Here is a 24,348-nt window from a genome sequence, read left to right on the forward strand (position 1 = left end):
GGAGGAATACATGAACACGATGACTGACGCTGCTGGCAAGGTCCAGGGCTGGGCGTTTTGCCGGGCGGCACATGTTCGTCAGCGCGCCAAGGAGCTACTGCAGGAGGAGAGTGCACAGGGTACCACCGAGTATGCCATCTTGGTCGGCGTGCTCGTGGTGATCGCGATTATCGCCATCGTCGCATTTAAGGGCAAGGTCCAAGATCTATGGAACGCTATCAGCGAGGGCATCAACAGCCTGTAGAGGGCGAGCGCCCCATCGGGGTGCTGCTGGTGTTTGCTTGCCTGACCGTGGCGATAGCGGCGGTGCTTTGGGGGCTTAACGCCGCGCGGCAGCAGCGTCCTGGGGCCGCCTTCGATTCGGGCTCAGATTCGGCGGTGGCGTCTCAAAAAGATGAGATGCGAGATGCGGACGATTCGGATGTCGCTGTCACGGCGCAAACCTTTCTGCGGACGCTCGACAAGCGGTCTGGCACTGCGACGGATTCGCCTGGGGACAACGCGATTACGGTCCGGCTTGCATGGTCTGAGGACCGACCGATGACCGAGGCAGCGGCGGATATGTTACGCGCCTACCGCGAGGTGCCAACGGCCCAGCTCGCCCTGAGCGGCTATCTTGATATTAAGGGCAACGTATGGGGCGCCATCGTGCGCGATGGGCGCGGCTGGGTCGATATGGTGACGGTTGCCGCGGATGCCGGCGATGCCTCGTGCCGCCTGCGCGTGATCCGCCTGAGCCCGCAGGCATCGAACTCAAAGGAGGGGTCGTGAAATGCATGACGTCCTGCGCGAGGAATCTGCCCAAGCGACTGTGGAATACGCCATCGTCACGGTGGCGCTGTTATCGATCGTGCTGGCGATTGTGGGACTTTGGCGTGCTGGCACCGATGGACGCTTGGCGGCGCTGGTTGAGCGGGCGGCATCCCATGGCGTTGCCTCGACGTCGGTTATCGACGCCGCTGCGGGCGCTAAGGACATCGCGTTGTATTGATATCGCGCGCGAGGACTGGGCGCAGTCTACGGTCGAGGCCGCTTTTTTGCTGCCGACGTTTCTGACGCTCGTCCTTCTCGCACTGCAACCGGTGTGCCTGCTTTATACGCGCGCGGTCATGGAGTCTGCCGCCGCCGAGACCGCGCGGCTCATGATCACGACGACGGCGGAGGACGACGATCTTAAGGAGTTCACCCGCCGCCGGCTTGCCGCAGTGCCCAACGTTTCGATCTTTCATGCCGGCGGGCCGTTGTCGTGGGATATTGAGCTTAGCCGGGCCGATGCGGGTGGCGTCTCGTCCGTGTCCGTTTCCGGCGAGGTCAAGCCGTTGCCTGTGATCGGTGCGTTTGCGCAGGCTATGGGTGGTACCGCCGAGGGTGGCTACGTTGAGCTCAAGGTCGATGTCTCGTATCAATCACGTCCCGAATGGCTGGAGGGAGATTATGATTCGTGGATTGCTGCATGGGATTAAGCGTTTCTGGTCTAGACGCGTTTTGACGCGCCGTCCGAGCTGCCATCGCAAGCGAGGCGGCTTTATGGGCCGCGCCGGTATCGACCTGTTTATCGAAGACGGTGCCTACACCACGCTTTCTTCTGCCGTGGTCATCCTAGTGGTGCTCACGTTGTTGTTTTCGTCGACCGCGGCGATATGGAGCATGTCGCGCGCGGGGGACACCCAGGTGGCGGCCGATAGCGGCGCGCTGGCGGGTGCCAACGTAGTGTCGTCCTATCACACGGCTGCCACGGTGGTTGATGCGAGCATCTTGAGTCTGGGGCTAGCGGGGTTTGCCACGATCGGGACGGGCCTGGTCGCCATCCTCATCCCGGGTGCCGAACCAGTTGCCGGCAATATGGTCGACACCGGGATTGAGATCATTAAAACGCGCAACAAGTTTGCCAAAAGCGCATCGGAAGGCTTGCAGAAAATCGAGACGGCTCTGCCGTATCTGATTGCCGCGCGTGCCACGCAGGCGGTGTCGGCGCAGGATACCGATAGTGTGACCTATACCGGTACGGCGCTTGCCGTGCCCAGGACGTCCGAGTCGGATTTCGTTGCGCTCGAGGGTTCTGAGATCTCGACCGATGCCATTAAAGACACATCGAAAGATCTGGAGCGCGCAGCAGATGAGCTGCAGAAGGCCTTGGAGGAGACGGCGAAAGCAAAAGAACGCGCCTGGCTTGCGGATTGCGGTGGATCGGTTCCGGCTTCGGTCGGTAGCTGTTCATGCATGTGGGAACGTACGAGGAGTTTGGCAAAGCTCTCGGGTGAGCAGAACCCGCATTATGCCTCGAGCATTTCGTGGGAGCCACAGGTGGCGCTCGACCGCGCGAAGACCTACTACCGTCAACGCCTGGCAGACGAAAAACCGCAGGGTTCAAGCGTCGAGACGAAGGCGGAGTCGGCGGCGCGCAAGGCGTTTTACACCTATGCGAGTACAGAGGTCAATCGTGCATATGTAACCGAGGACGGAGATGAAGTCGCTTCCTATATCCCGCTGTTGCCGCGCAACACTGACGAGGTGCGAGCGACGGAACTCTATACCGATACGGTGTGGCCAACCAGTGCCATCGATGGCAAGACGTATCTGCATTACGGAACGAGTTGCCCCAACTATAAGAAGGGGGCGCCATGCGGGCTGGCCTCGGTTGCTGCTTATGACGGGCAGGACAAATGCAATAGATGCCATTTTGGTGTTTCGTCGCTCGGTGCCGTTGCGGCTCCTTCGACTTCTATCGAAAACGGCTTTGAGTACCACTTTGATCGATTCAAAGAGGCTCTGGAAGACTACGTCGAATGCCGCAACAAAGAACTCGAACTTGAGCGTCAGACCGAGGATGAGGCCGACCGTGCGGGCAATGCGTTTGACCAGGCCATTAAAGCGCTTTCCGGCGAGCGCCCGCGTATCGCCCCACCTGGCCGCAACGGCGTGGTCGCCTTTGCAGTTTCGGGTGACATTACCAGCCCCGATCAACTTAACTCCTCGTTTAACGCGGCAGTCAGGCTTGGCGATCGCGGTGCTATCTCTGCCGCGGTGCTGGCGCCCGATGAGGCGACGGCGCAAAACAACGTGCTTTCGCGATTTTTCTCGACATTGAAGGAACGCTCGGGCGGCGTTGCCGGCGTGCTCGACGGCGTCATGGATGTTTGGGGACGGCTACTCGTGGGATACGGAGACATCCAAGGTTCGGCCGACGAACTTATGGACGAGATGATTAAAGACCTAGGAGGGGGCAGCGGTGCGTTGGGCTCCATTGCATCGTGGCTCGGCGATACCGTTTCGGCGTCCGTGGCGGCGCTGGGTTTGGAACCGTGCGACTTGCGCCTGCGAAAGCCGGTGCTGACCGATTCCGCCAACGTCATTAAGAGTCCGGGGTCTGACATTGCGGGTCTCTCTCAAACGCAAGACAAACTGCGAAGTATTCCGTTGGGCGTGACCGATCCCAAGGCGCTTTGCGAGGCGTTGGAATATCAAGTCGAACGCACCATTAGCGGTACGGTGTTCACACTTGCGGAGATTCCTCTGCCCGGCGGCGGCTCCATCCCGCTCACCGTCGATGTCGCCACGCTGGTTGGCGCTCTGGGCGGTGGGTCGTAATGAGTATCCGCATGCGTCTGCGCGAGGAGCGCGCCCAAGCGACGGTTGAGATGGCAGTGGTTACGCCCGTTTTGCTGGTGCTGGCACTCATCGTGTACAACGTCATGATCTTTGCCAGCGCTGTTGCGCGCTTCGACCGCGTGGTGCCCGACATCGTGTTGGCGCACGCCGTGGCGTCGGAGGGGGAGGGCGACGAAAGCTCTGCCGATGCCTCGGCGACGGTTCAGACTCAAATTCTGAATGCCATGGAAGGCTATGACTTGCAGATCGAAGTGTCGAGCGAGCAAGGCGCGGAGGCATCGGATGGTGGCCTGCTCTCCCTATCCGGTACGTTTAGGACCTACACCTGTACCATGCACTATGAGCCGTGGCCGACTTCTCTCAGCATCGCTGGCGTTCCGCTGGGGGCGCCGACAACGTTGTCGCACGAGCGTGCGGTGACGGTCGATCCATGGCGTCCGGGGGTGGTCATGTGACCGCGGTCTCGTCCTACATCGTCTACGCGCGGGCACTCAATAGGCTGGGTTGGACGCCGGCCGAGTTTGTGGTGGCGGAGTCGTTTGTCGTGCGCCTGCGCGGCATGCTGGGACGGCGTCCGGTTGCCGCCAACGGCCTGCCGCTCGTCATGGCGTTTCCACGCTGCTCTTCGGTCCATACGTGTTTTATGGCCTATCCCATCGACATCGCCTTCATCGATCGCGACGGCAATATCCTCGCGCGCTACGAAAACGTCCGCCCTTGGCGCATGTGCTCCTGCCCCGGCGCCTGGGCCGTACTAGAGCGTCCTTCAATCATTGTTTCGACCCCTGCTCTCCAACGCGTGCCGGCTTAAGAATTGGCGACAGTGGACTTTCGTCATACGAAATTGGGTAAGATGGAGGAGAAGATGCATGGATGTTGAGATTCATCCCAACGCTAAAAAGCACCTGACGGAAAAGCAGGTGCTTAGCGCTTGGCTTGCGGTTACTGAGTGCATTCGTCGCGAGTCGAAGGACGAGCCGCCGAGATGGCTTGCGATTGGATGGCTCCCAGACGGACGAAGCGTGGAGCTTGTCGCGGTCGAGCTTGTCCGTGGGTGGCTTATCATTCATGCCTTGTCTCCAGTCCAGAAGAAATTTTGGCAGGAGATTGAACAGGCTCGGCAAAGGGGTCGATGATGGGCAAGACGTATACGGCCGCTAATGGTCAGGTTGTAACGGATGAAATGATTGACGCGTGGTGCGAGTCGTACGAGCGCGGAGAGTTTCCGGATGGCGAACACACCGTTGGTGGGATCGTGCATGGACGGCCCCCGCTCTCAGGTGAGGGGACGGCAACGCTGTCGGTCAAGATTCCTCTGGGAATGAAGGAGGCCATTCGTCGACGGGCGGCTGCCGAGGGGATGACGCCAAGTGAGTTTGCCCGTGCGGCTCTGAGTGAAAAACTTCTTGCTGCCGGCTGATGCCTCTGACGTGCCGATTTATAGAACCGAGGCTGTGCTCAAAAACTTTTTTAAAATTCTCGGTTGACCGGAACGCGTCCTTGGTTATACTAATCAAGCCTTGAAACAAGGCACACCTCAAATGGCTGGGTAGCTCAGTTGGTAGAGCAGAGGACTGAAAATCCTCGTGTCAGGGGTTCGATTCCCTTCCCCGCCACCTTGAATTGACTAGGACCTCTGCAAAGGGGTCCTTTTCTTTTATTGAGGGCTCTGCGGAAATTGCGTCCCGGAATTTGGCTTCAGAGTGGGATGCGCTTTCCGGCGCTTACTTCCGACGTGCGTGCACATCTCGGGCCCGCCCGCTCAGACATTCCTCCCGCTTTTGCGCCACTTTACAGACCGTTCGGTCGTCTGCCCGCATGCGCGGGTATACTCAAAACGATACTTTTCCTATGCAATACGATGCAGGCTCGGCCTGCACGATCCGAAGGGGGCAGTGATGGAGAGGATACTCGGCGTTAATCTCTCTGGCTGGTTTATTCCCGAGCCTTGGGTGACCCCGTCGCTATACGCGGCGACCGGTGCATCCAACGCGGCCGAGCTGCAGGAGGCCATGGGCACCGCCGCCTATAACGAGCGCATGCGCCGTCATTACGAGACGTTTGTGAGCGAGGACGATTTCCGTCGCATGGCGCAGATCGGCCTCAACGCCGTGCGCCTGCCGGTGCCTTGGTATGCCTTTGGCTCACAGGAGTCCGATGCCTCCTACATCTCGGTTGTCGATTACATCGACCGCGCGATTGAGTGGGCTGCCAAGTACAACATTCGCGTGCTGCTTGACCTGGCGACTGTGCCCGGTGGCCAGGGCGATTCCAACGATTCGCCCGCCACGCCGGAGGCTGTTGCCGAGTGGCATTCGTCCACCAACGGTCGTCATGTCGCACTCGACGTGCTCGAGCGCTTGGCCGATCGCTACGGCGAGGCCGAGAGCCTGCTGGGTATTGAGCTGCTGGATACGCCGCAGATGAGTGTCCGCAAGAGCCTCTTCACCATGACGGATGGCATTCCTGCTCACTACCTGCGCAATTTCTATCGCGATGCTTACGAGCTCGTCCGTTCGTATATGCCCGAGGATAAGATCGTCGTTTTCTCGTCGTCGGGGCATCCCAGCGAGTGGAAGCATTTTATGCGCGGCGCCAAGTACAAGAACGTCTACATGGACCTTCACCTGTACCATTACCGCGACGAGCATGCGCTCGACATCACGAGCCCCCGCGGGCTGACGACGGCGATTTCGCGTAACAAGCGCGAGCTTAAAGAAGCGATTTCAACTGGGTTCCCCGTGCTGGTGGGCGAATGGTCGGGCGCGGCGATCTTTGCCAACTCGTCGGTTACGCCCGAGGGCCGCAATGCCTACGAGCGCGTGTTTATCGCCAATCAGCTGGCTTCGTTTGCGCCGGCTGCCGGTTGGTTCTTCCAAACGTGGAAGACCGAGAAGCGCATTGCAGCATGGGACGCCCGCGCGGCGCTCGGCACGCTCGAGCGCGGCATGATTGAATAGGTTGATATGACGCAAAACAGCGCCCATACGGGCAAACTCTATGTGGTCGGCACGCCCATCGGCAACCTGGGCGACCTGTCCCCGCGCGTTGGCGAAGCCTTTGCCGCTGCCGATGTCATCTGCTGCGAAGACACGCGTGTGACGTCAAAGCTGCTGATGCACCTGGGCATTTCCAAGCCGCTTGTCCGTTGCGACGAGAATGTGATCGCCAGCCGCGCCGCCGGCCTGGTCGACCGCCTGCTGGCGGGGGAGACCCTCGCCTTTGCCTCGGACGCCGGCATGCCGAGCGTGTCCGATCCCGGCCAGGCGCTGGTCGAGGCGGCGCGTGAGGCCGATGTGCCCGTCGAAGTTATTCCCGGGCCTTCTGCTTGCGTCACGGCGCTCGTTTCGTCCGGCATTCCCTGCGAGCATTTCTTCTTCGAAGGCTTTTTGGGTCGCAAGCACGGCGACCGCGTGCGCCGACTGCAGCGTCTTGCCGTGGTGCCCGGCGCACTCATCTTCTACGAGTCTCCACATCGCATCGTGGCGACGCTCGAGGCCGTGGCGGAGGTCTTTCCCCAACGTGAGGTTGCCGTCTGCCGCGAACTCACCAAGCTGCACGAGGAGGTCTTGCGCGGGCCCGCCGCCCAGCTCGCCGAGGAGCTGCGTGCTCGCGGCGAGGTAAAGGGCGAGATTGCGCTGGTCATCGCGCCGCCGAGCGAAGATGAGGAGGCCGGTATCGTGCCGGTTGGCGCCGCGGCAGCGGATCCCGACGAGGCTCTGCGCGAGGATATCCGCGCCGCGCTCGAGGAGGGAGAGCCCGCCTCTGCGGTGGCCAAGCGCCTGTCGCAGAAGTACTCGCGCCGTAAGCGCGATGTCTATGCCATGGTGCTCGATATGCAATAGATGGAGGATATCCAGCCCTTGCGCTAGAATCATCCCCTGTATGCAACGTTTTTCTGGAGGACAAACCCCATGGATCAAAGTAAGCCTTCGTTCTTTATCACGACGCCCATCTACTACGTCAACGCCGATCCGCACCTGGGCACGGCTTATTCCACCATCATCGCCGACGTTCAGGCCCGTTATCGTCGCTCCGCCGGCTATAACGTCAAGTTCCTGACCGGCATGGACGAGCACGGCGAGAAGGTCGCCGAGGCCGCAGCCAAGCACAACATGACGCCGCAGGAGTGGACCGACAGCCAGGCTCCGCACTTCAAGGAGCTTTGGAGCAAGCTCGAGATCTCCAACGACGACTTCATCCGCACCACCGAGCCGCGCCAGCATCATGCCGTGCAGTACCTGTGGGAGCGCATGAAGGAGTCCGGCTACCTGTATAAGGGCAGCTACGACGGTTGGTATTGCGTGCCTGACGAGACCTACTTCACCGATACGCAGGTCCAGAAGGGCGACGAGGAGTACGGCAGCGTCGGCCAGCACCTGTGCCCCGACTGCCACCGTCCGCTTGAGCGCGTGCAGGAGGAGTCCTACTTCTTTAAGCTTTCCGCTTTCCAGGACAAGCTGCTCAAGCTTTACGACGAGCACCCCGACTTTGTCGAGCCTGCGTTCCGCATGAACGAGGTACGTAGCTTTGTCGAGGGCGGCCTTAATGACCTTTCCGTGAGCCGTACGAGCTTTGACTGGGGCATTCAGGTCCCGTTTGACGAGGGTCACGTGACCTACGTGTGGTTCGATGCGCTGCTCAACTATATGACGGCCGTCGGCTACGGTGTCGACACCGACGAGGCGCGTGCCGAGCTGGCCTATCGCTGGCCCGCGCAGTTCCACATCGTGGGCAAGGACATCATCCGCTTCCACTGCGTCATTTGGCCCGCCATGCTCATGGCCATCGGCGAGGCCCTGCCCGAGCACGTCTTTGCCCACGGCTTCCTGACCGTGCGCAATGCCGAGACCGGCAAGGCCGAGAAGATGTCCAAGAGCCGCGGCAACGCCATCGCTCCGCAGGACGTTATCGACATGTTGGGCGTCGAGGGCTATCGCTACTACTTTATGACCGACGTCGTCCCCGGCACCGACGGTGCCATCAGCTTCGATCGCATGGAGCAGGTCTACAACGCCGATCTGGCCAACAGCTGGGGTAACCTCATTTCTCGCTCGCTCAACATGAGCGCAAAGTACTTTGACGGCTGCGCCCCGGCTAAACCGGCATCTGCCGACGCGTTCGACAACCCGCTGGCAAAGATTGCCGATGGTCTGGTCGAGCGCTACATGGCCAAGATGGACGTGCTCGATTACGGCGGAGCCAAGGACGAGGTCATGGAGCTCATCCACGCCGCCAACCACTACATCGAGGACTCCGAGCCTTGGGCGCTTGCCAAGGACGAGGCCAAGGCTGACGAACTGGCATTTGTGATCTACAACCTGCTCGAGGCCATTCGCATTGCTGCTCACCTGCTGATGCCGCTCATGCCCCAGACTTCTGTCGAGGCTCTGCGCCGTCTGTCCTGTGAGGGCGAGGCCGCGAGCGACGACCTCAAGGGCATTTGCACTTGGGGCCTGCTTGCCGGCGGTCAGCCCGTCGAGAAGGGCGATCCGCTGTTCCCGCGTCTGGCGTAGAGACCGCGCGAGCGCCATATCGGCAATTTGCTGTTTGGATGTAAGGGCATGGCCGCAACGGTCCATGCCCTTTCGTTTCAAGACGCCGCCATCATGCTAAGGAGGCAACCATGACAACTTCGCCTTTGGCAAACCCCACGGCAACTAGGGAGCTGCTGGAGGAGTTTGGCCTTGCGACCAAGCATCGCCTGGGCCAAAACTTTCTAATCGACAACCATGTGATCGAGCGTATCTGCGAGCTTGCCGAGCTTGCAGGTGACGAGCGCGTACTCGAGGTGGGTCCGGGTTGCGGTACGTTGACGCTTGCGCTGCTGCAGGAAGCGGCGTGCGTCACGTCGATCGAAGCAGATCCCGAGCTCGAGCCGGTGCTCGACGCCCACGCCGCCGACTATGCCAACTTCCGCTTTATCATGGGCGACGCGCTCAGGGTGACGCCGGAGCAGATTGAGCAGGCTGCGGGCGGTGAGCCGACGGTGTTTGTCGCGAACCTGCCCTATAACGTGGCGGCGACGATCATCCTGCAGTTCTTCCAGACGATGCCGGCGCTCAAGCGTGCCGTCGTCATGGTGCAAAAGGAGGTTGCCGATCGCATTGCCGCAGTGCCGGGCAACAAGACCTATGGCGGCTATACGGCAAAGCTCGGCCTGTATGCGCAGGTGACGGGTCGCTTTGAGGTGCCGCCGCGTTGCTTTATGCCGGCGCCGCACGTGGACTCGGCTGTCGTGCGTATCGACCGTGTTGGCGGCGTGGTGCCCGAAGGACTCGATCGCGACTTTGTGGCTCGCGTGATTGACGCCGCATTTGCTCAGCGTCGCAAGACCATCCGTAATTCCATGAGCGCCAACGGCTTTGCCAAGGACGTGCTCGATGCCGCCTTTGAGGCTTGCGGTATCGCGCCCACTACGCGCGCCGAGACGCTTGATGTTGCCGACTTTGTCCGCCTGGCCCAGGAGCTAATCCATGATGCCTAATGCCGAACGCGTGACGTTTACCAAGAAAAAGAAGACGGTCGCCTGCCCCGTGCCCTTGGCACCGCTTGCCGATACGCATGCGCATCTGCTTTCGTTTTGGGGCAAAGAAGTGCCCGAGACGCTCGTGCGCGCCAAAGCCGCGGGTGTCGACCTGTTGGTGACGATGTTCGACCCCATCGCTGACAAACGCAGCGTGACGGACTATAGCGACTGGCTCGTGCGCGAAATTCTGCCGATGCAGGATATCCCGCAGATCAAGTATCTTGCCGGCGTGCATCCGTATGGCGCGCCGGACTATACCGACGACGTTCACACACAGGTCGTTGCCGCACTCGATGACCCCTTATGCGCCGGTATTGGCGAAATCGGCCTGGACTACCACATGGATTACGACGACGACATCGCGCCGGCGCCCCATAGCGTGCAGATTGACTGCATGGCGCGCCAGCTCGAGCTTGCCGTGTGCCGTAACGTGCCGGTGGAGCTACATCTGCGCCACGAGGACACGGACCAGGAGCGCACCTCGCACGTGGACGCCTACAACGCGCTTCGTGAGGTGGGCGTGCCCCAGGCCGGTTGTGTACTGCACTGCTTTGGCGAGGACCGCGCCACGATGGAGCGCTTTGTGGAGCTGGGCTGCTATATCGCCTATGGTGGTGCGGCCACCTTTAAGCGCAACGATGACGTGCGCGAGGCATTTGCGGCAACCCCACTCGATCGAATTTTGTTCGAGACGGATTGCCCGTATATGGCTCCGGAGCCCATCCGCGGTCTTGAATGCGAGCCCGCAATGATCTCCATTACGGCAAACGCGCTGGTTAACGACCGTGTCGATCGCACAGGTGAGGACGCCGAAACAATCGCGCAGGCCGCCTGGGAAAATGCCTGCAAACTTTTTCAAAAATAGTTCTTGCGTTCGCGGTGGCGCTCCGTTATTCTAATTCCTGCACGCGGGCGTGGCGGAATTGGCAGACGCGTACGGTTCAGGTCCGTATGGGGGCAACCCCATGAAGGTTCAAGTCCTTTCGCCCGCACCATTAAATGAAAGAGCTCCCAGCAATGGGAGCTTTTTTTGTTACGGGCCCATCACAGGGACTTGAACCTGCGAAGGAGCGAGCGTAAAGAAAACGCGGAGCGTTTTTAGCGAGCTGGCGAGGACGCCGGCAGGCGGCCGAAGCCGGTGCGGATCCGCGAAGCGGATACGCGGACGTCCTTTCGCCCGCACCATTACATGAAAGAGCTCCCAGCAATGGGGGCTTTTTTGATATGCACGATCTCCTTGGACGGGTATCCTAATGCCAACGTGTGCCTATCAGAGGAGAGACCATGCTGTTTTCCGGTATCATTGCCGCCCTTACCAGCCTTTTGATTCCCATCATCATCCTGTTGCTGCTGCTTCCCAGCGCCTGCTATGTCGTTGAACAGCAGCATGCCGTGATCATCGAGCGTCTGGGCAAGTTCAACCGCATCGTCAACGCGGGCTTCCACATGAAAGTGCCCGTGATCGACCGCAAGGCTGCCACGGTGAGTCTGCGCACCATGAAAAACGGTTTTGGTATCGACGTTAAGACTCAGGACAATGTGACCATCGGCCTCGAGGTCTCGGCTCAATATCACGTGAGCTATGACATGGGTGCTGGCCCGGCAGATTCGGGTATCTACAAGAGCTACTACATGCTGCAGGAGCCCGTCGACCAGATGCGCGATTTTATCACCGATGCCCTGCGCTCTTCGATTCCCGTCTACACGCTCGATGAGGTCTTTGCCAAGAAGGATGACATCGCCAAGGATGTCAACGCTACCGTTTCCGAGCAGATGGCCGCCTACGGCTTCACCCTCGTGTCGACGCTCATCACCAAAATCGCACTGCCGACCGAGGTTGAGAACTCCATGAACGACATCAACGCCGCCCAGCGCAAGCGCGCTGCGGCGCAGGAGCTCGCTGAGGCAGACCGCATCAAGCGCGTCACCGAGGCGACCGCCGAGGCCGAGGCTATGGAAAAGGCGGGCGAGGGCATCGCCAACCAGCGCAAGGCCATCGCGCTGGGTATCAAAGATTCGCTCGAGATCATCCAGGAGACGGGTGTCGGCAATGACGAGGCCAACCAACTGTTCATGTTTACGCAGTGGTCCGAGATGATGACGGAGTTTGCTCGCACGGGTAAAACCTCGACGGTCGTGCTGCCGAGCGACTTCTCGCAGTCGGCCTCAATGTTCGAACAGATGCTGACCGCCGGCAAAGTTCAAAACGATTCGAAGGAGTAGACGCGCGTGAAATACACCGTCGTTTGCGTCGGTAAGCTCAAGGAGCGCTTTTGGAAGGACGCGTGCGCTGAGTACACCAAGCGCCTGGGTGCCTATGCCAAGGTCGATATCCGCGAGGTGGCCGATATCGACCCGGCCAAGGCGGGCGGTGTGGATGCCGCACGTGACAAGGAGGGGGCGGCGATTCTTGCTGCCTTGCCGTCTCGAGCGCATGTGATCCTGCTGGCTATCGAGGGCAAGGAGCGTTCGAGTGAGGAGCTCTCGGCGCGGCTCGACGATCTTATGCTGCGTGGTAACAGCGACATCGCCTTTGTAATCGGCGGATCGGACGGCGTGAGCGATGACGTGCGCGCACGAGTCGACGAGATGCTCAGCTTTGGACGCATTACCTTGCCGCATAACCTGGCGCGCGTGGTGCTGCTGGAGCAGGTTTACCGTGCCTGCAAGATCAGCCGTGGCGAGCCGTATCACAAATAGGTCGGCAATACGAAACAATGCCGTGGGACAATAGCTTTCGTTTTGAAGAGCGTGTCTGAGAGGACTATGAGATATGAAGATTGGATTTGTCGGTTTTGGCAATATGGCGAGCGCTATGGCCGATGGCTGGATCGCTGCCGGTGTAGCTGCGAGCGACATGTGCGCCTGCGCGGGTCGCTACGACGCACTGGTTGAGCGCTGCGAGGCGCGCGGCATGGTCGCCTGCCACGATGCCGCCGAGGTTGTCGCCGCATCCGATATCGTGGTCGCTGCGGTCAAACCGTACATGATCGAGAAGGTATTCGCCCCGCTCAAGGATGCTCTTGCCAAAAAGGTCGTTCTGTCGGTTGCCTGGACCTGGGACAGTGCCAAGTGGGAGCAGGTCCTGCCGGGCGTCGCGCATATCTCGACGGTGCCCAACACACCGGTTTCGGTGGGCGAGGGCGTCATCGCTTGCGAGAAGGCTTCCACGCTTAGTGATGAGCAGAGCGCCGTGGTGCTTGATCTGCTTGGCAAACTCGGTGCGGTGGTCGAGCTCGATACGAGCCTGCTGTTTGTGGGCGGCACGGTGGGTGGTTGCGCTCCGGCATTTGTCGCCATGGCAATCGAGGCCCTGGGCGATGCGGCGGTCAAGCACGGTATCCCGCGTGCCGATGCCTATCGCATTGTGAGCCAGATGGTGTTGGGTACGGCAAAGCTGCAGCTTGCAACTGGCCAGCATCCTGCGGCGATGAAGGATGCCGTATGCTCGCCCGGTGGTGCCACCATCAAGGGCGTCGTTGCGCTCGAGGACGCCGGCATGCGCAGCGCCCTGGTCAAGGCAATCGACGCAACTCTCCAGTAAAACCGACCAAAAAAAGACGGGTTTGTTTTTGGCAGGTATTTTCTGCGGTTTTGTCCTTTTAGCGAAAAGCGCCCCGCAACTGGCTCAATTCCAGTTGCGGGGCGCTTGCGTTTGCCCAGATAAAACAGACCAAAATAAACCTGTCCCTTTTTGGCAGGTTAGTCCCAGAAGCTGTCTTCCTCATCCTCGGACTTGGGGCCGCGGTCGACATACATCTTATGGGTACGCTTCTCCATTACAAAGGCAAGAATCGCAAATAACAGGATGCCGCCGGCGAAAAGGATGGCAAAACCGGTGCGGGTGCCAAACAAAAAGGAAAAAACTGCGTCCATTGGGTGCCTTCTTGCGTAGTTGAGTTGGGTCGTAAACGCTCATAAGTATATACTTGCCCATACATGTACAAGGTTGCAACCTAAATGGAATGTATATCGCCGGAGGATCTAATGCTTGATATCAAGTTTGTTCGCGAGAACCCCGATGCCATCGATGTCGCCATGGCTAACCGCCAGACGTCTTGGGATCGCGAGAAGTTCTTTGAGCTCGACGACGAGCGCCGTGCCGTCATCACCGAGGTCGAGGAACTCCAGGCTACGCGCAATGCCGAGTCCAAGAAGATCGGCGCCCTGATGAAGGAGGGCAAGAAGGAGGAGGCCGAGGCCGCCAAGGAGGCCGTGCGCGCCGTCAACGAGAAGATTGACGGTCTGGCCGAGCGCCGCACCGCTCTCGAGCAGGAGCAGTACGACTTCATGGCTCACCTGCCCAACATTCCGTGCGATGCCACCCCGTACGGTAAGGACGAGGACGAGAACATCGAGCGTCGCCGCTGGGGCACCCCGCGCGAGTTCGACTTCGACTTTAAGCCGCACTGGGATCTGGGCACCGATCTGGACATCCTCGACTTCGAGCGCGGCAACAAGCTCTCCGGCAGCCGCTTCACCGTTCTCGGTGGCGCCGGCGCCCGCCTGGAGCGCGCCCTCATCAACTTCTTCCTCGATACGCACACCAGCCGTGGCTTTAAGGAGTGGTGGCCGCCTATCGTCGTCAAGCGTCAGACCATGTTTGGCACGGGTCAGCTGCCCAAGTTCGAGGATGACGCCTATCACGTCTCGGGCGACAACTTCCTGATCCCTACCGCCGAGGTCGTGCTCACCAACCTGCACGCCGGCGAGGTCCTCGACGCCGATACCCTGCCGCGCCGCTACACCGCCTTTACCCCCTGCTTCCGCGAGGAGGCCGGTTCCGCCGGTCGCGACACCCGCGGCATCATCCGTCAGCACGAGTTCGACAAGGTCGAGATGGTCAAGTTCGCTAAGCCGGAGGAGTCCGATGAGGAGCTCGAGAGCATGACCGCCGAGGCCGAGTACCTGCTGCAGCAGCTGGGCCTTCCGTATCGCGTGATTAGCCTGTGCACCGGCGACTTGGGCTTCTCTGCCCGTCAGACCTACGACGTCGAGGTCTGGCTGCCGAGCTACAACGCCTACAAGGAGATCAGCTCCTGCTCCAACTGCGGTGACTTCCAGGCTCGCCGCGCCAACATCAAGTATCGCGACCCCGAGAACTTCAAGGGCTCGCGCTACCTGCACACCCTCAATGGTTCCGGCCTGCCGGCCGGCCGCACCATGGCCGCCATTCTGGAGAACTACCAGAACGCCGACGGCACCATCACGATCCCCGAGGTTCTGCGTCCTTACATGGGTGGTCTCGAGAAGATCGAGCCGGTCGCGTAAGTTGGCTGCATAGGGGATATGCAAGGGCGCTCCTTCGGGGGCGCCCTATTTCGTGCGCAGGTCCATACCATGCTGTGCGGACAGCTCAATAGAAAACACACGAACAACTGTTCTGTATACAGCCATCTACCTGCTATGCTTTTGCTAAATAAGAGCGAGAGAAAGGGGACGCGATGGAGCTGTTTGATGATCGGGTGGTTTTGTTTGAGAGCGACGAGGGCGGGGAGTACCTGCTTGTAACGTGTGAGCCGTCTGGCATGGGCGGCCTGGTGGTTCGGCAGACGAGTGAGGGTCCGTTGACACAATGGTGCTTTGAGGAGTCGCCGCATGTGGTCGAGACCTTTGTGACGCACGAGGGGCTTGTGGCGCTGGAGCACTTCTATGGAGTTGGGACTTCCAGCCAGGTCGCGCGCATGCTGAGCATCTCGTTTGCCGATTATGATTGTGCCCAGCGGGTGAGATCGCTCCTGAGGGAACTTGATGCCAAGTTTGACGTGATCGAAAAGCCAATCGATCGTACGGGGAACGGCGGTATATGCGGAGCAGCATGACAAAACTGCGTTTCACAAAAAAGTTTGAGATTGAGCTTGACTCCAATAAGCTAAAGTGGTTTTATATGTCTTGCGCTGCGGCGTTACCTCAGCTGGATAGAGGGTCTGACTACGAATCAGAACGTCATAGGTTCGAATCCTATACGCCGCACCAATCGAACTTGAAGCCTCCGGCAACGGGGGCTTTTCTTTTACGCCGGCACCGCATGGATTCGAACCTCGGTCGAGGCGCGGGCGTCAAAAAAACGCGGAGCGTTTTCAGCCCGCGGGCGAGTCCGCCGGCAGGCGGGCGAAGCCGGTGCGGATCCGCGAAGCGGATGCGCGGAATCCTATACGCCGCACCAATTGATTTTAAAGCTCCCGGCAACGGGAGCTTTTCTTATATCGCGATGCGTCGAAGATCGCATCAAGTGGTCTAAATGAGTAAAAATCAAATTCAATAACTTTTTTTGAAAAACGCTTGACCTTTATTCAGTCCATGTGCATAATAATCAACAAGTCGTGGCGTTACCTCAGCTGGATAGAGGGTCTGACTACGAATCAGAACGTCATAGGTTCGAATCCTATACGCCGCACCAATCGAACTTGAAGCCTCCGGCAACGGGGGCTTTTCTTTTACGCCGGCACCGCATGGATTCGAACCTCGGTCGAGGCGCGAGCGTGAAGCGGACGCGGAGCGTCCGTAGCGAGCGGGCGAGCACGCCGGCAGGCGGGCGAAGCCGGTGCGGATCCGCGCAGCGGATGCGCGGAATCCTATACGCCGCACCAATCGAAATTGAAAGCCTCCGGCAACGGGGGCTTTTCTTTTACGCCGGCACCGCATGGATTCGAACCTCGGTCGAGGCGCGGGCGTAAAGCGGACTATTTCCTGTCGACTCGTGTAAGATTCCGAGTAGGTGTCGCGGCCCATCCGCGATCACTCCTTCTCTCAACGACCGATCAGGGTGATACTTCGTGGCAGAGCGTCCGACATACAAGCTCAGGTTTCTCGATCCCAAGAAGCGCTTTCCGGTGATGCCCGAGCAGCCTGCGGGACGCTCATATGGCGTGGTCTGGAAACTCTTTGGCGAGGATCAGCATGAATCTTGTTATGTCGTCGAATTCGTTGGCAAAAGCCATGTGTCGCTTTTGGGCTACGTAAGCGTTTCGGGTGAGGTGTACAAGGTGGACCGCCCCGTTAGCGAGGCTCCGCTGCCCAACGATCCCGACATGGAGCTGGTCCTTGACGAGTCGGATTCCAGTATTGGTGAGATTATGGTAAGGGAAGCCAACGGTGCAATGCGTACGTGTGCGCAAACTGCCGGCTCTCCCGAAGGCCCCATGCGCGAGCAGTCCGACCACGAGACATGGAATTCGACCCGCGCCCTTCCTTACGGCGAGTTCATGGCCTCGATGTTCTTGCGCTACGTGATATTTGCCAACTCCGAAAGCGCTATTGCGAACACGGCGGGCGTCGACGGTCTCGATGCGGACATGCAAAACGTTGTCGACATAATAAAGCTCGTAAAGTTGCCCGAGCCGGTCGAGGTGTTTTTGGGCTTTAACACGGCACCGCTACCTGACGCTATCGAGACGCTGCTCTACCGTGTCGACCATGCCGAGAATCCGAGCGGTATCGAGCGTTATGCCGCCGCCCTTATGAGCGAGGTCGACTTGCCCCGTCTGCGCACCATTGCCGCCAAGTCCGAAATGAGCCTGGCTCGCATTGATCGCTCAAAGCTTTTCTATCTCAATTTTGATCGTAGCCTGCTGGATCAGGACGAGATTGACATGCTGCTCGCCATCGAGTGCCGTCTCAACCGCCTCTCCGGCATCCTTGAGCGCATCGGGGCCGGATTGGCCCCTGCGGCATCCTCGCCGAGCCTTGAGGGCTGCGCGCTCTTTGATGCGTGGCATATCGCCAAGACGACCAACGATGTTCCCCGACTGCTCGATACGGCCTCGAGCGATAACCCGTGGGGCAAACCGGGTACGGTGGCTTGCCAGCCGGGCGGTGAGTGGGATGTGCGTACCCGCTTCGCGCGTATCGTCGAGGCACTTAACGTGGTCACACGGCTCGACTATACCTATCGGGCAAACGTTGCCGAGGGGATTATGCTCGTTCGGTTTGGGCAGTCTGTCGTGGATGCCATGCCGCAACGTGAATACGACGCTCAAGATGACGCCTGGCGCGAGCTGGACGAGGACACGCGCGCGGTCTGGGCTGCGGAACACGATGCGCGCGTGGCACTCACGCTTGCGGCAGCGTGTTTTGCCGCGGGCACCTGCATCACGCGCTGCTATGTGCAGATTGCTGCTCCCGACAGTGAGCAGGGCGAGCACGTTGTCGCAACGTATTTCTTTGGGCGCGCGGCCTATCTGGCCGATTGCGTGCCTGTTGCCAAGAATCTTGAGAGCATGGACATGGACGATATGCCGTGCAAGCGTGTGCTTGAGGCGTATGAGTCAACCGCTCCGGAGACGATTGAGCCTGCGGAGGTTCATGCTCGTCCGCGTGATGACCATCGCACGCTTCCGCCGGCGCTGCGCGATTTGCTGCTTGCCGATACGGCTGACGAGTTGGAGGTCATGGAAGAGGACGACGACCCATACGTGGCCCGTGTTGTTGAATTGCGCGAGCAGGCAAAAGTCGACCGTACAGGTGCTTTTGAAGGCTTTTCCCGTCTTGTTGAGGAGTTGGAGGCTAAGTGCGCCGTTGCCGAGCTTTTGGCGACAGGTCCGGTTCAAACGCAGTTTTGTGATAACCAGCTGGTGCGCATGGTGCTACCGGTGTTGGAAGAAGATCGCTCTGTGCGAATCCTCCGTGCGCCCGATGCGCTGTACTTTGCCCAGCACGAGATCTGTAGCTTTTACGCCGAGCAAGAGGACTTTGAACGAGCGCTGCCCGAGGTGCGCCATCTTTACGATCTGGCGCGCTCGTCCATGCAATCGCACTTTGCGCTCATCAACGTGCTTGCGCGTCTGGAGCGCTTTGACGAGATTATCGAGGTGGCACGCCACGGCCTACGTATTGCCAGCGATCGTTCTGCAATCGGCTATCTGTTCTATCGCTTGGCGTTTGCCTATTGGAACTGCGATCAGCTCGACCTGGCGCTGGCTTGTTACCGTCTGGTGCCGCGCGGTGAGGAATCGGGCAGCAGCGCGCTGGAAGAAATGCAGGGCCTTATGAACGAGATGGGCGTCAGCGAGCCTCCGACGTTCGAGGAAGCGGTCGAGACCATCCGCAAGGCTGGACTCGAGCTGCCGCCAGTGTCCGCCGTGACGAATCAGCTTGCAGATGCCGCTGTTCAACTGGTCGACAACGGCTTCTTTTTCCTGGCACGCGGTTGCATCTTCCAAATGTGGCGCACCATGGGCAACGACGAGCTCGGCTCCCTCAACCGCTCGCTGGGGTAGGCGAAGCCTCCAAGGAGGAAAGGATGCTAGGCAATTAGAAAATTTCCTCTTGCCCATCCTTGGCTGTTTGGTTACTATAGAACGGCTGTTACGGAGAGCTGACCGAGAGGCCGAAGGTGCTCGCCTGCTAAGCGAGTATGCCCCAAAAGGGCATCTGGGGTTCGAATCCCCAGCTCTCCGCCAGTTTAACTTTAAAGAAGGGTCCCATCGGGGGCCCTTTTTTATTATCGAGAAAGGGCGCTGGGGATTCGAACCCGAGAGGGCACGGGCGTTAAGCAAACGCGAAAGCGTTTGTAGCCCGTGGGCGAAAAGCCGCCAGGCTTTGAAGCCGGAGGGCATGCGTAGCATGCCCGGACATCCCCAGCTCTCCGCCAGTATGAATTGAAAGAAGGGTCCCATTTGGGGCCCTTTTTTTAATTAGGAGAACGTTAACTGGGGATTCGAACCCTCAAAAAATGAGGCGCCCCGTTGGACGCCTCCTTTCAGCGAGTGTATTGTTCTTCGATCTTACATCTCGGGCGCCTTGGCGACGGTCTCGCTTTCTGCCGTGAGTGGGCGGTTGTCGATGCGGCGGCCCAGGCGGTCGAGCTTCACAAGGAGCCACTCAATGGGATTCGGCCCTGCCCCTTCCTCGTCGGCAACCAGGTCCATGACGGCGATCTTGGTGCCGTCCTGCTTGAGAGTAACACTGCCCACCTTGTCGCCCACATGCACCGTGCCCGAAAGATCGTCGTAGCTAACCTTTTCGGTCACCTCGCCGGCAAGGGAAAACACGGTCGCTTGCGCCGTAGGATCGGCGAGTGTGGCGTCGATTGTCTTATCCGTCCAGTCGGTTTGGCCAATGCGCGCCATAAGCGGGTTGCCGTTGGCGGTCTTTTCCTGCGTGTTGGCGATTGCGACCGTCACCTTGTGGCCGTAGTACCAGTTGGCAAGGGTGGCGGTATCGGTAAAGCGCTGATCGGTGGTGGTGGAGTTCAAAATAACGGTGTAGATCTCGTCGCCGTCGCGGTTGTAGGCGCTCGTAAAGCAATAGCCCGCGTCGTCGGTGGTGCCGGTCTTGCCGCCGATGTTGCCATCTTGGCCCAGCAAATAGTTATGCGTGTCCATGGAATGCGAATGGTCGGTGCCGTCGGCGCCCGTGACCTCGATCCAGGAATCCTCGCTCGCTACGACCTCGCGGATCGTGTCGTTTTTCATGGCCTCCTGCATCATCAGCGCTACGTCGTGTGCGGTTGAGTGCATATTGCCAGCCCACTCATCAAAGTCCAGACCATGCGGGTTTTCAAAAAGCGTACCGGTGCAGCCGAGCTTCTTAGCGCGCTCGTTCATGGCCTTCACAAATGTGGCCTCGGCGTCTTTGGTCTTGGGGTCGATCTTCTTGCCCACATATTCGGCGAGCACGATGGCGGCGTCGTTGCCCGAGGGAATCATCAGACCGCGTAGTGCCTGCTCCACGGTAAGCTCGTCGCCTTCGAGCAAGCCGGCGGTCGAATTACCCACGGTGGCTGCGGCGTTGCTCACCGTGACCTTCTCGTCCATCTTGCAATTCTCGACGGTTAGGATTGCGGTCATGACCTTGGTGATCGAGGCAATCTTGACCTGCTCATCGGCGCCGCGGGCATAGTAGACGGTGCCGTCTTTGCCCATGACGAGGGCATTGGTCGCATCGATATCGGGCAGGTTTTCGGCCGTGATACCGCGCACATCGGCGGTTTTGCCGCAAACATTGTCGGTCGTGAGCACTTGGGCGCCGGCGACGGTGGGCACGCCGGCGGCAAGGGCGATAGCGCAGACAAAGCCGGCGGCAAGCTGGGCTGAGCGCTTTGCAAAAGAGGTGAGGGACTTCACAGATTTCGCTTTCGACGGGATGGTCTCTTCTGAAACTAGAGTATATCGTTTGCCGGCGTCGGCGATCATCGCGTGCGCGCTTGGCCCACATCCGCACCTGAACGGGCACAAGGGTGCTTAAGGCCGACTTAATCACCCACGCTTGTTGTGTGTGGCGTGCGTCGCCTCGGGCATAATGGAGCGCGAGAGGAGCACGCATGAACGAGCGCATTTTGGTAGTTGATGACGAGAAGGCCATCGCCGACTTGGTTGGCATCTACCTTACAAAAGAGGGCTTTGATGTCCAGATTGCCTATAGCGGGGCCGATGCTGCCAAGGCGATTTTGGAGCAGGAGTTCGATCTGGCGCTGCTTGATGTCATGCTGCCCGATATCGATGGGTTTGAGCTGCTGCGTACGATCCGTTCCAGCCATACCTATCCCGTGATCATGCTGACGGCGCGCGATGCCCAGCAAGACAAGATCGGGGGCCTTTCGCTTGGCGCGGACGATTACGTGGTTAAGCCGTTCCGTCCGCTGGAGCTCATCGCGCGCGTGCACGCTCAGCTTCGCCGCTACACCAGCTACGGTAGCCGTGCACAGGCGGCCGAGTCGCCGACCATTCAGCTCGACGGCTTGGAGATCAACCGCGATGCTCGTTCCGTGACAGTGGACGGTTCACCGGTTCGCCTCACGCCCACCGAGTATTCAATCTTGCTGTATCTGGTCGAGCATCGCGGCAGCGTGGTGGCCGTGGAGGACCTGTTCCGCGCGGTGTGGAACGAGGACTTTATGCCCGGCTCCAACAATACGGTGATGGTGCATATTCGCCACTTGCGCGAAAAGATCGGCGACGACGCACAAAAGCCACGCTTTATCAAAAACGTCTGGGGCGTCGGCTACATCATCGAATAACGCTTTTCGCTTGTGAGGATCTTGATATGACAAAAGACGATAGGCAAGCGTTCGAGGTGCCCGATCGGCTCTTTGAATACGTGAGGTCGGTCGTCGACAACCGCGCGCTTGCAACGGTGCTGCTCTTTTTGCTGAGCCTGCTGCTGATTGGCATCGACAACATCGTCGGAATCTTGGCGGTGCTGCTTGTCGGCTTTTTGCTGATCGATCGATTTGAGATCGTGTGCCGCTGCGTGGTGATTGGCGGCGCCGCGTGGGCCATGACGTTGGCGATTGGCGCCATGGCGCTCGGCGGCATCGAAGGGCCGGTGCTGTTCGATGCCGGCTTTGTATTCAACATGCTTGGCTTTGTGCTGGCGCTTGCCGCGTGCGTGCTGTTCTTGTGCGGCCGTGCCCTGTACTACCAGGGCTACGAACAGGGCGAGCAGCATGCCGATTGTGTGCTGGCCGCTCGTATTCAAGATCGCCTGATCGATCACCCCGACACCTGGGACAACATCGACGGCGACTTCTTGGAGGTCGAGGGCGCCCTTAACCGCGTGCGTGACCGTGAGCGCAAGGTGCAGCAAGCTCTGCGTGACGAGTCGCATCGCAAGGACGATCTGGTTACGTACTTGGCACATGACCTACGCACCCCGCTTGCGAGCGTAGTGGGCTATCTTTCGCTGCTGCAAGAGGCTCCTGAGCTGCCGGTTGAGCAACGTGCGCACTTTACGGGCGTGGCTCTCGACAAGGCGCACCGGCTCGATGCGCTCATCGAAGAGTTCTTCGATATCACGCGCTTTGACTTCCACGATATCGTGCTCACGCGCGGCTATGTTGATCTGGGGTTGCTGCTGGCTCAGGTGGCTGACGAGTTCTATCCCATCCTCAACGAGCAGCATAAGGAAGTCCAAGTTGATATTCGCGAGGACCTGACGGTGCTCGTGGATGGCGACAAGATGGCTCGCGTGTTCAACAACATCATGAAAAACGCTATTGCCTATAGCTATGAGGGCTCGACCATCACGATCGAGGCCAGACGCCGGGACGGCGGTGGCGTGCGCGTGCGCTTTATCAATCAGGGCGATCCCATCCCTGAGGCAAAGCTCAAGGTGATCTTTGAGAAGTTCTATCGCCTGGATGCGGCGCGTGCGACCAATCGCGGCGGCGCTGGACTGGGGCTTGCCATCGCCAAGGAGATCGTATGCGCGCACGGCGGTACCGTTGCATGTGAATCGACGCCCGAACACACGATATTCACCATCGAGCTGCCCGCCGCATAGCCAGTGTGCCCTTACAAACACTTGACAATGCGCTCACGTGCATATGAGCCGCGATTCCTACTATCGATACTGCTGAATTGATATCGATGTGGAGGTATGCGGTATGACGGCTGCTGCGGCTGTGGAGCCCACGGAGCTTGAAGAACTCATGAAAGCGCAGGCCGAGGCCGCGCGCGAGCGCGAGGTTGGGGATGCGACTCGCCCCACGGCAGAGGATCTTGCCGCCTCGCCGACGCGTATCGATGTCGAGGGCCTCGACCTGTTCTATGGCGACCACCATGCGCTCAAGGACGTGAATATCAAGATCCGCGACAAGCAGATCACCTCGTTCATCGGGCCTTCGGGCTGCGGAAAGTCCACGTTGCTGCGCTGCTTTAACCGCATGAACGACGGCATCAAGGATTGCCGCATCGAGGGCAAGATTGCGCTCGATGGTCAAGATATCCTGGGCGACTACGACATCTGCCGCCTTCGCCAGCGCGTGGGCATGGTGTTCCAGCGCCCCAACCCGTTTCCCATGAGCATCTACGACAACGTCGCGTATGGTCCTCGCGGTATGGGTGTGCGCGATCGCGCTGCGCTGGATGAGCTGGTCGAGGACTCCCTTCGTCGCGCTGCGCTATGGGATGAGGTCAAGGACAAGCTCAAAGAGTCGGGTCTGGGTCTTTCGGGCGGCCAGCAGCAGCGTCTGTGCATCGCCCGCGCACTTGCCGTGCAGCCCGACATTCTGCTGATGGACGAGCCGACCTCGGCACTCGACCCTGTGTCGACGCTGGTGGTGGAGCAGCTGGCCTGCGAGCTCAAAGAGACCTGCACGCTCATGGTCGTTACGCACAATATTCAGCAGGCGGCGCGTATCTCCGATTCGGTCGCATTCTTTTTGCTGGGTGAGCTGGTGGAGCACGCGCCCACCGCGCAACTCTTCAAGAATCCGACCGATCCGCGCACGGCGGATTATTTGACGGGACGTTTTGGCTGATACCATC

The 24,348-nt window shown here is 59.6% G+C and carries 25 protein-coding genes and 5 tRNA genes; 28 read left to right on the forward strand and 2 right to left on the reverse strand.

What is annotated here, in order from left to right; translation table 11 throughout:
• The first annotated feature begins 10 nt into the window (after positions 1 to 10).
• The 19 genes from PMX60_RS07120 to proC all read left to right on the forward strand — a co-directional run bounded on the left by PMX60_RS07120 (position 11) and on the right by proC (position 13,682).
• Positions 11 to 244, forward strand: a complete 234-nt coding sequence (locus PMX60_RS07120) for a hypothetical protein (RefSeq protein WP_089572694.1) — start codon at positions 11 to 13, stop codon at positions 242 to 244.
• A 296-nt stretch (positions 245 to 540) separates the two neighbouring features.
• Positions 541 to 771, forward strand: a complete 231-nt coding sequence (locus PMX60_RS07125) for a hypothetical protein (protein WP_138113970.1) — start codon at positions 541 to 543, stop codon at positions 769 to 771.
• 1 nt (position 772) lies between these two features.
• Positions 773 to 991: a hypothetical protein gene (locus tag PMX60_RS07130; RefSeq protein WP_138113972.1), complete on the forward strand. Its 219-nt coding sequence runs from the start codon at positions 773 to 775 to the stop codon at positions 989 to 991.
• A complete protein-coding gene (locus tag PMX60_RS07135; protein WP_271747372.1) occupies positions 927 to 1,463 on the forward strand; it encodes a TadE/TadG family type IV pilus assembly protein in 537 nt (178 codons plus the stop codon). The genes PMX60_RS07130 and PMX60_RS07135 overlap by 65 nt, the downstream gene beginning before the upstream one ends.
• Positions 1,435 to 3,588 carry a hypothetical protein gene (locus PMX60_RS07140; protein WP_229030338.1) on the forward strand — a complete coding sequence of 718 codons (2,154 nt, stop codon included), beginning with the start codon at positions 1,435 to 1,437 and terminating at the stop codon, positions 3,586 to 3,588. Before PMX60_RS07135 ends, PMX60_RS07140 begins: the two co-directional genes overlap by 29 nt.
• Positions 3,588 to 4,064: a TadE/TadG family type IV pilus assembly protein gene (locus PMX60_RS07145; protein WP_055285913.1), complete on the forward strand. Its 477-nt coding sequence runs from the start codon at positions 3,588 to 3,590 to the stop codon at positions 4,062 to 4,064. The genes PMX60_RS07140 and PMX60_RS07145 overlap by 1 nt, the downstream gene beginning before the upstream one ends.
• A complete protein-coding gene (locus tag PMX60_RS07150; protein ID WP_238025108.1) occupies positions 4,061 to 4,420 on the forward strand; it encodes a DUF192 domain-containing protein in 360 nt (119 codons plus the stop codon). Before PMX60_RS07145 ends, PMX60_RS07150 begins: the two co-directional genes overlap by 4 nt.
• Positions 4,421 to 4,478: 58 nt before the next feature.
• Entirely contained in the window at positions 4,479 to 4,745 is a 267-nt protein-coding gene (locus PMX60_RS07155; protein WP_117736226.1) for a hypothetical protein, read from the forward strand.
• Complete coding sequence (locus PMX60_RS07160; protein ID WP_035137167.1) at positions 4,745 to 5,029, forward strand: ATP-binding protein; 285 nt, start codon at positions 4,745 to 4,747, stop codon at positions 5,027 to 5,029. Before PMX60_RS07155 ends, PMX60_RS07160 begins: the two co-directional genes overlap by 1 nt.
• A 123-nt stretch (positions 5,030 to 5,152) precedes the next feature.
• A tRNA-Phe gene (locus tag PMX60_RS07165) sits at positions 5,153 to 5,225 on the forward strand.
• Positions 5,226 to 5,507: 282 nt separating this feature from the next.
• Entirely contained in the window at positions 5,508 to 6,569 is a 1,062-nt protein-coding gene (locus tag PMX60_RS07170; protein ID WP_138113978.1) for a glycoside hydrolase family 5 protein, read from the forward strand.
• Between the two features lie 6 nt (positions 6,570 to 6,575).
• A complete protein-coding gene (rsmI, locus tag PMX60_RS07175; protein WP_035136820.1) occupies positions 6,576 to 7,454 on the forward strand; it encodes a 16S rRNA (cytidine(1402)-2'-O)-methyltransferase in 879 nt (292 codons plus the stop codon).
• Between the two features lie 69 nt (positions 7,455 to 7,523).
• Positions 7,524 to 9,125, forward strand: a complete 1,602-nt coding sequence (gene metG / locus PMX60_RS07180) for a methionine--tRNA ligase (protein ID WP_271747373.1) — start codon at positions 7,524 to 7,526, stop codon at positions 9,123 to 9,125.
• Positions 9,126 to 9,235: 110 nt separating this feature from the next.
• Entirely contained in the window at positions 9,236 to 10,096 is an 861-nt protein-coding gene (gene rsmA, locus PMX60_RS07185; RefSeq protein WP_271747374.1) for a 16S rRNA (adenine(1518)-N(6)/adenine(1519)-N(6))-dimethyltransferase RsmA, read from the forward strand.
• The gene (locus PMX60_RS07190) at positions 10,086 to 11,003 is read left to right on the forward strand and encodes a TatD family hydrolase (RefSeq protein WP_271747375.1); all 918 of its coding nucleotides are present in this window, start codon (positions 10,086 to 10,088) and stop codon (positions 11,001 to 11,003) included. The genes rsmA and PMX60_RS07190 overlap by 11 nt, the downstream gene beginning before the upstream one ends.
• A 43-nt stretch (positions 11,004 to 11,046) precedes the next feature.
• Positions 11,047 to 11,133 (forward strand) — tRNA-Leu (locus tag PMX60_RS07195).
• A 289-nt stretch (positions 11,134 to 11,422) separates the two neighbouring features.
• On the forward strand, positions 11,423 to 12,361 hold the full coding sequence (locus PMX60_RS07200) for an SPFH domain-containing protein (protein WP_195362148.1): 939 nt from the start codon (positions 11,423 to 11,425) through the stop codon (positions 12,359 to 12,361).
• 6 nt (positions 12,362 to 12,367) lie between these two features.
• Complete coding sequence (gene rlmH, locus PMX60_RS07205) at positions 12,368 to 12,838, forward strand: 23S rRNA (pseudouridine(1915)-N(3))-methyltransferase RlmH (protein WP_271747376.1); 471 nt, start codon at positions 12,368 to 12,370, stop codon at positions 12,836 to 12,838.
• A gap of 73 nt (positions 12,839 to 12,911) precedes the next feature.
• Complete coding sequence (gene proC, locus PMX60_RS07210; RefSeq protein WP_055285927.1) at positions 12,912 to 13,682, forward strand: pyrroline-5-carboxylate reductase; 771 nt, start codon at positions 12,912 to 12,914, stop codon at positions 13,680 to 13,682.
• A gap of 158 nt (positions 13,683 to 13,840) precedes the next feature.
• On the opposite strand, the gene PMX60_RS07215 is transcribed toward proC, so the two are convergent.
• A complete protein-coding gene (locus tag PMX60_RS07215) occupies positions 13,841 to 14,014 on the reverse strand; it encodes a DUF6724 family protein (protein WP_006235069.1) in 174 nt (57 codons plus the stop codon).
• A 111-nt stretch (positions 14,015 to 14,125) separates the two neighbouring features.
• Here PMX60_RS07215 and serS point away from each other — a divergent pair, with 111 nt between their 5' ends.
• The 6 genes from serS (at position 14,126) to PMX60_RS07245 (ending at position 19,539) form a co-directional block, all read left to right on the forward strand.
• Complete coding sequence (gene serS, locus PMX60_RS07220) at positions 14,126 to 15,409, forward strand: serine--tRNA ligase (RefSeq protein ID WP_271747377.1); 1,284 nt, start codon at positions 14,126 to 14,128, stop codon at positions 15,407 to 15,409.
• Between the two features lie 173 nt (positions 15,410 to 15,582).
• Complete coding sequence (locus PMX60_RS07225) at positions 15,583 to 15,960, forward strand: hypothetical protein (protein WP_271747378.1); 378 nt, start codon at positions 15,583 to 15,585, stop codon at positions 15,958 to 15,960.
• Positions 15,961 to 16,037: 77 nt separating this feature from the next.
• Positions 16,038 to 16,114: transfer RNA gene (locus PMX60_RS07230), tRNA-Arg, on the forward strand.
• 347 nt (positions 16,115 to 16,461) lie between these two features.
• A tRNA-Arg gene (locus PMX60_RS07235) sits at positions 16,462 to 16,538 on the forward strand.
• 376 nt (positions 16,539 to 16,914) lie between these two features.
• A complete protein-coding gene (locus PMX60_RS07240) occupies positions 16,915 to 19,356 on the forward strand; it encodes a tetratricopeptide repeat protein (protein ID WP_271747379.1) in 2,442 nt (813 codons plus the stop codon).
• Positions 19,357 to 19,448: 92 nt separating this feature from the next.
• A tRNA-Ser gene (locus PMX60_RS07245) sits at positions 19,449 to 19,539 on the forward strand.
• Between the two features lie 324 nt (positions 19,540 to 19,863).
• Here PMX60_RS07245 and PMX60_RS07250 read toward each other — a convergent pair.
• Positions 19,864 to 21,204: a D-alanyl-D-alanine carboxypeptidase family protein gene (locus PMX60_RS07250; RefSeq protein ID WP_271747380.1), complete on the reverse strand. Its 1,341-nt coding sequence runs from the start codon at positions 21,202 to 21,204 to the stop codon at positions 19,864 to 19,866.
• A gap of 197 nt (positions 21,205 to 21,401) precedes the next feature.
• Here PMX60_RS07250 and PMX60_RS07255 point away from each other — a divergent pair, with 197 nt between their 5' ends.
• The 3 genes from PMX60_RS07255 (at position 21,402) to pstB (ending at position 24,341) form a co-directional block, all read left to right on the forward strand.
• Positions 21,402 to 22,097 (forward strand): response regulator transcription factor, encoded by a 696-nt coding sequence (locus tag PMX60_RS07255; protein ID WP_006234805.1) that lies wholly within the window; start codon positions 21,402 to 21,404, stop codon positions 22,095 to 22,097.
• 26 nt (positions 22,098 to 22,123) lie between these two features.
• Positions 22,124 to 23,362, forward strand: a complete 1,239-nt coding sequence (locus PMX60_RS07260; protein ID WP_196031719.1) for a sensor histidine kinase — start codon at positions 22,124 to 22,126, stop codon at positions 23,360 to 23,362.
• Positions 23,363 to 23,465: 103 nt separating this feature from the next.
• Positions 23,466 to 24,341, forward strand: a complete 876-nt coding sequence (gene pstB, locus PMX60_RS07265; RefSeq protein ID WP_271747383.1) for a phosphate ABC transporter ATP-binding protein PstB — start codon at positions 23,466 to 23,468, stop codon at positions 24,339 to 24,341.
• The last annotated feature ends 7 nt before the right edge of the window (positions 24,342 to 24,348 follow it).

Origin of the sequence: Collinsella aerofaciens, assembly GCF_028206995.1 — a bacterium.
GTDB classification, from domain to species: domain Bacteria; phylum Actinomycetota; class Coriobacteriia; order Coriobacteriales; family Coriobacteriaceae; genus Collinsella; species Collinsella aerofaciens_AQ.